This window comes from Pseudomonas helmanticensis (genome assembly GCF_900182985.1).
Classification (GTDB): domain Bacteria; phylum Pseudomonadota; class Gammaproteobacteria; order Pseudomonadales; family Pseudomonadaceae; genus Aquipseudomonas; species Aquipseudomonas helmanticensis.
Genome location: NZ_FXUY01000001.1, coordinates 5,057,501 through 5,063,863, shown reverse-complemented (window position 1 = coordinate 5,063,863; position 6,363 = coordinate 5,057,501). Strand labels below are relative to the sequence as shown.

Annotated in this window: 2 protein-coding genes, 3 tRNA genes, 2 rRNA genes and 2 pseudogenes (1 of these 9 running past the window's edge); all 9 read right to left on the bottom strand. The window is 52.8% G+C overall.

Annotation, left to right across the window (positions count from 1 at the left end; translation table 11 throughout):
- Positions 1-1,076: pseudogene (tuf, locus tag QOL84_RS22600) on the bottom strand (elongation factor Tu); the annotation flags it as partial.
- 84 nt (positions 1,077-1,160) lie between these two features.
- Positions 1,161-1,236: transfer RNA gene (locus QOL84_RS22595), tRNA-Thr, on the bottom strand.
- A 26-nt stretch (positions 1,237-1,262) separates the two neighbouring features.
- A tRNA-Gly gene (locus QOL84_RS22590) sits at positions 1,263-1,336 on the bottom strand.
- A gap of 25 nt (positions 1,337-1,361) precedes the next feature.
- Positions 1,362-1,446: transfer RNA gene (locus QOL84_RS22585), tRNA-Tyr, on the bottom strand.
- A 143-nt stretch (positions 1,447-1,589) separates the two neighbouring features.
- On the bottom strand, positions 1,590-2,021 hold the full coding sequence (locus tag QOL84_RS22580) for a hypothetical protein (protein ID WP_283438604.1): 432 nt from the start codon (positions 2,019-2,021) through the stop codon (positions 1,590-1,592).
- Between the two features lie 7 nt (positions 2,022-2,028).
- Positions 2,029-2,781, bottom strand: coding sequence for a pantothenate kinase (locus QOL84_RS22575; protein WP_283438603.1), 753 nt, complete (start codon positions 2,779-2,781; stop codon positions 2,029-2,031).
- Positions 2,771-3,722: pseudogene (gene birA, locus QOL84_RS22570) on the bottom strand (bifunctional biotin--[acetyl-CoA-carboxylase] ligase/biotin operon repressor BirA). The gene QOL84_RS22575 and the pseudogene birA overlap by 11 nt, the downstream one beginning before the upstream one ends.
- Before the next feature lie 131 nt (positions 3,723-3,853).
- A 5S ribosomal RNA gene (gene rrf, locus QOL84_RS22565) occupies positions 3,854-3,969 on the bottom strand.
- Between the two features lie 168 nt (positions 3,970-4,137).
- Positions 4,138-6,363, bottom strand: a 23S ribosomal RNA gene (locus tag QOL84_RS22560); it runs 667 nt beyond the window's last position.

The following is a 6,363-nucleotide window of genomic DNA, read 5'->3' as shown; positions in this document are numbered from 1 at the left end:
GTTGTCACCTGGCATCACCATTTCAACGCCTTCTGGCAGCTCGCAGTTACCAGTCACATCAGTAGTACGGAAGTAGAACTGTGGACGGTAGCCTTTGAAGAACGGAGTGTGACGACCGCCTTCTTCCTTGCTCAGAACGTAAACTTCTGCAGTGAACTTCGTGTGCGGCTTAACCGAACCCGGCTTAACCAGAACCTGACCACGCTCAACGTCGTCACGCTTGGTACCACGCAGCAGAACGCCGCAGTTCTCGCCAGCACGACCTTCGTCGAGCAGCTTGCGGAACATTTCAACACCGGTGCAAGTAGTAACGGTGGTGTCACGCAGACCAACGATTTCCAGCGGATCTTGAACGCGAACGATACCGCGCTCGATACGACCGGTCACAACAGTACCGCGACCCGAAATCGAGAATACGTCTTCGATTGGCATCAGGAACGGCTTGTCGGTGACACGAACTGGTTCTGGGATGTAGCTGTCCAGAGTCTCAACCAGCTTCTTGACGGCAGTGGTGCCCATCTCGTTGTCGTCTTTGCCTTCCAGAGCCATACGAGCCGAACCGATGATGATTGGAGTATCATCGCCCGGGAAGTCGTAGGTGGACAGCAGGTCGCGAACTTCCATCTCGACCAGTTCCAGCAGTTCAGCGTCGTCTACCAGGTCAGCCTTGTTCAGGAAAACCACGATGTACGGAACGCCAACCTGACGGGACAGCAGGATGTGCTCACGGGTTTGCGGCATCGGACCATCAGCGGCCGAACAAACCAGAATAGCGCCGTCCATTTGAGCAGCACCGGTGATCATGTTCTTCACATAGTCAGCGTGACCTGGGCAGTCAACGTGAGCGTAGTGACGAATTTCGAGTTGTACTCAACGTGCGCGGTGTTGATGGTGATACCGCGAGCTTTCTCTTCTGGGGCGCTGTCGATCTTGTCGAAGTCAACGATTGCCGAACCGAAAACTTCGGAGCAAACGCGAGTCAGAGCAGCAGTCAAAGTGGTTTTACCGTGGTCAACGTGACCAATGGTCCCAACGTTGACGTGCGGCAGGGAACGATCAAATTTTTCCTTAGCCATCGATATCACCCTTAACAGAAGAATTGAGCAAACAACATTAGCCATTAAAACAAAGGCAGATATTTTCATATCTGCCTTGTTATATGGAGCTCTTGAGCGGATTTGAACCGCTGACCTCACCCTTACCAAGGGTGTGCTCTACCAACTGAGCTACAAGAGCGAAACACTTTGCACAACCTGCAAACTTGGAGCGGGTAGCGGGAATCGAACCCGCATCATCAGCTTGGAAGGCTGAGGTTCTACCACTAAACTATACCCGCGGAGCTTGCAGCTCACGCTTAAATCTGGTGGAGGGAGAAGGATTCGAACCTTCGAAGTCGTAGACGTCAGATTTACAGTCTGATCCCTTTGGCCGCTCGGGAACCCCTCCTAATCAGGCCGGCATTCTATACTATGCCAAACCCCTGTCAAGCATTTTCTCATTTAAAAACCTGAGGTTAGCTGCGTTGACATCACCTCACGTTGAAAACCTGTTTGGGTCTTCGCTGTGGAGCGGGCGCCATTCTATGCAAACTATTCGACAGGCGCAACCCCCTCACACAGCATTATTTTATGTTTTAACTCATTGAATTCCTTGGAAAGGTTCTGCAGTTGCACATCCCCTAACAAACGCTGGCTCTCAGGTGCAACAGACAGCCAATAACCGGCTCCTGGAGCATCCTTCGACGACGGCTGTACATTAACGCCCATTTCAGCCAAACGCTGCTGCAGCGCCGAAATCGACTCCTGTCGAGAGAAACCGCCCAGAAAGAGACACTCCTGACGCCGCACGCCCTGCTTCTCCCTAACGTCACCAGTCGTCTCGCTCAGCAAGCGAATATCCTGCTGCGACCCCCGATACAAACTAAGAGGCGTCACGTCCTTTGCCCGCAACGGCGCCTCCTGCTGATGCCAGACATAATAAAAAACATTGAGAACCAGAAGCAGGAGGAACAACCAACGCATACAAACCTCAGGTCAAAGGACACGCCATAGCCAACCCCACAAACACCAGGTCGGGAACGATTCTGGCCTCGGGAGCAACACCTGCAACCAAATCGGCGTCACCACCGGTTATAAAGACAGCGAAGTCAGCCCCCCAATAGGAGCGCGCCATTTCCAGCTGCGTCAGTACGAACCCACGCAACATCAATGAACACCCACGCTCTACCGCCTCAACGGTAGTCCGCCCTGGTGCGTTGCTGGACAGCGCCCGCTCGGCAGCCAAATCCCCATAACGAATCTTTCTGGTATGAGTACGCAACTGGTTACGCATCAACGGCATTCCAGGACAAATAAAGCCACCCAGATGCTCGCCATCAGCCGCGATGAAATCTGCGGTTACCGCCGTACCGAAATCGAGTACCAGGCAGGCCCCTCCTGAAGCGAGGTGAAACCCGCCCAGCATCGCCAGCCATCGATCAAGCCCAAGGCGCTCGTAGTCTTCGTAACCATTTCTAACACCAGACATTTCACGAGCGGACTCCGCGCGAATCACCGAAATACCGAACTCCCGCTCGATAATGTCGATCAGCGCGCCGGTTTCTTCGCCAGTCCTCACACTGACCAAGCGACATTTGCCCAGGGAAAGCCGATCAATCGCTCGCAAACTCTCAAGCAGCGCCAAATCCGAGTCGACCACCCCTTCGGAGATCAGGCCGCCAACCGCGGCATTCAGCACACGCCATTTTATAAAGCTGTTCCCGCAGTCGAGCTCAAGAATCATCACGCAACCTCAGGCTCAGCTCACCACCACTAAATACTTTCTCCACGCCGTTCACCCTCAAGCGCAGAGCACCTTGATTGTCGATTCCGAGCACTACGCCATCTATATGGTTGGCACCAGCAATCAATGACACCGATCGCTCCTGCCACAAGTGATTCACTTCCCATTCCTCCCGGAGAACCGAAAATCCCCCGCCTGATGACGCCGAATGTAGGCGTCCAGCTGCTTACTCAGCTCGGCCACCAAGGCATTTCGATCGCAGTTATTGCCAGACTCAAGTCGAATCGAGGTCCATTGCTGATCGACTTCATCAGCAGTCTGCATATTCACATTGATACCAATCCCCAGCACCACATGACAGACATCCGCCGGGTCGCCAATAAGCTCAAGCAGAATGCCGGCGATTTTTTGTTACCCACCAAGACATCATTGGGCCACTTCAAACCGGCATTTACCACGCCAAAGCTCCGCAAAGTCTGCATCACAGCCAACCCTACAACAAGGCTGAGCCCTTCGAGCTGGCGCATTCCACCATCGATTCGAAGAACAAGGCTGTAATATAGATTTTCAGCAAACGGACTGACCCATTTACGACCTCTGCGGCCGCGCCCGGAAACTTGCCGCTCAGCGAGCACCAAAAACGGTGCTGAATTGCCTTGGCCAATAGAGCGCAATGCTTCGGCATTAGTCGAGTCGACCGAATCCAGAATGGTCACCGGCCAATTTGGTGCCATTGTCGATAGCTTTAGAGAGTCGAGCAGCATCAATGGCGATGCCAACTGATAACCCCGACCGCGGACTTTATGGATAGACAAGCCGAGTTCAGCCTCAAGATGCTGAAGCTGTTTCCATACTGCACTTCGACTTATTCCCAGGGCCTCGCCCAGATCCTGACCAGAATGGAAACGCCCATCCTTCAGAAGATTCAACAACGTCAGCATGCAGGTCTCGCCTCACAATGAGGCCGAATAATAGCCATGCCCCGAGCCGTTGCATAGAAATCAAGCAAGCGCTTTTCTTGCGGGCAAAACAAAACCCCAACTGCTTTCGCAATTGGGGTTTCGGAATTTAATCTTGACGATGACCTACTCTCACATGGGGAAACCCCACACTACCATCGGCGATGCATCGTTTCACTGCTGAGTTCGGGATGGGATCAGGTGGTTCCAACGCTCTATGGTCGTCAAGAAATTCGGGTACCGAATCGTGGCCAGATGGCCTCGCTTCAGCAAATTGGGTATGTGATAGCTTTCGGTGTTTGTGAACATCGAACTTTCGGTTCGTTTCGTCTTCACACACCGCAATCTGGTCTCTTTCGCTTTTCAGCTCGGAGCATGCAAATTGCTTGGGTGTTATATGGTCAAGCCTCACGGGCAATTAGTATTGGTTAGCTCAACACCTCACAGCGCTTACACACCCAACCTATCAACGTCGTAGTCTTCGACGGCCCTTCAGGGAACTCAAGGTTCCAGTGAGATCTCATCTTGAGGCAAGTTTCCCGCTTAGATGCTTTCAGCGGTTATCTTTCCCGAACATAGCTACCCGGCAATGCCACTGGCGTGACAACCGGAACACCAGAGGTTCGTCCACTCCGGTCCTCTCGTACTAGGAGCAGCCCCTCTCAAATCTCAAACGTCCACGGCAGATAGGGACCGAACTGTCTCACGACGTTCTAAACCCAGCTCGCGTACCACTTTAAATGGCGAACAGCCATACCCTTGGGACCGGCTTCAGCCCCAGGATGTGATGAGCCGACATCGAGGTGCCAAACACCGCCGTCGATATGAACTCTTGGGCGGTATCAGCCTGTTATCCCCGGAGTACCTTTTATCCGTTGAGCGATGGCCCTTCCATACAGAACCACCGGATCACTAAGACCTACTTTCGTACCTGCTCGACGTGTCTGTCTCGCAGTCAAGCGCGCTTTTGCCTTTATACTCTACGACCGATTTCCGACCGGTCTGAGCGCACCTTCGTACTCCTCCGTTACTCTTTAGGAGGAGACCGCCCCAGTCAAACTACCCACCATACACTGTCCTCGATCCGGATAACGGACCTGAGTTAGAACCTCAAAGTTGCCAGGGTGGTATTTCAAGGTTGGCTCCACGCGAACTGGCGTCCACGCTTCAAAGCCTCCCACCTATCCTACACAAGCAAATTCAAAGTCCAGTGCAAAGCTATAGTAAAGGTTCACGGGGTCTTTCCGTCTAGCCGCGGATACACTGCATCTTCACAGCGATTTCAATTTCACTGAGTCTCGGGTGGAGACAGCGCCGCCATCGTTACGCCATTCGTGCAGGTCGGAACTTACCCGACAAGGAATTTCGCTACCTTAGGACCGTTATAGTTACGGCCGCCGTTTACCGGGGCTTCGATCAAGAGCTTCGCGTTAGCTAACCCCATCAATTAACCTTCCGGCACCGGGCAGGCGTCACACCCTATACGTCCACTTTCGTGTTTGCAGAGTGCTGTGTTTTTAATAAACAGTCGCAGCGGCCTGGTATCTTCGACCGGCATGAGCTTACGGAGCAAGTCCTTCACCCTCACCGGCGCACCTTCTCCCGAAGTTACGGTGCCATTTTGCCTAGTTCCTTCACCCGAGTTCTCTCAAGCGCCTTGGTATTCTCTACCCAACCACCTGTGTCGGTTTGGGGTACGGTTCCTGGTTACCTGAAGCTTAGAAGCTTTTCTTGGAAGCATGGCATCAACCACTTCGTGTTCTAAAAGAACACTCGTCATCAGCTCTCGGCCTTAGAATCCCGGATTTACCTAAGATTCCAGCCTACCACCTTAAACTTGGACAACCAACGCCAAGCTGGCCTAGCCTTCTCCGTCCCTCCATCGCAATAACCAGAAGTACAGGAATATTAACCTGTTTTCCATCGACTACGCTTTTCAGCCTCGCCTTAGGGACCGACTAACCCTGCGTCGATTAACGTTGCGCAGGAAACCTTGGTCTTTCGGCGTGGGTGTTTTTCACACCCATTGTCGTTACTCATGTCAGCATTCGCACTTCTGATACCTCCAGCAAGCTTCTCAACTCACCTTCACAGGCTTACAGAACGCTCCTCTACCGCATCATCCGAAGATGATACCCGTAGCTTCGGTGTATGGTTTGAGCCCCGTTACATCTTCCGCGCAGGCCGACTCGACTAGTGAGCTATTACGCTTTCTTTAAAGGGTGGCTGCTTCTAAGCCAACCTCCTAGCTGTCTAAGCCTTCCCACATCGTTTCCCACTTAACCATAACTTTGGGACCTTAGCTGACGGTCTGGGTTGTTTCCCTTTTCACGACGGACGTTAGCACCCGCCGTGTGTCTCCCATGCTCGGCACTTGTAGGTATTCGGAGTTTGCATCGGTTTGGTAAGTCGGGATGACCCCCTAGCCGAAACAGTGCTCTACCCCTACAGTGATACATGAGGCGCTACCTAAATAGCTTTCGAGGAGAACCAGCTATCTCCGAGCTTGATTAGCCTTTCACTCCGATCCACAGGTCATCCGCTAACTTTTCAACGGTAGTCGGTTCGGTCCTCCAGTTAGTGTTACCCAACCTTCAACCTGCCCATGGATAGATCGCCCGGT

Excerpts from the sequence above, each read along its gene's own strand:
- QOL84_RS22580 (WP_283438604.1), bottom strand. The coding sequence starts at position 2,021 with ATGCGTTGGTTGTTCCTCCTGCTTCTGGTTCTCAATGTTTTTTATTAT.
- QOL84_RS22575 (WP_283438603.1), bottom strand. The coding sequence starts at position 2,781 with ATGATTCTTGAGCTCGACTGCGGGAACAGCTTTATAAAATGGCGTGTG.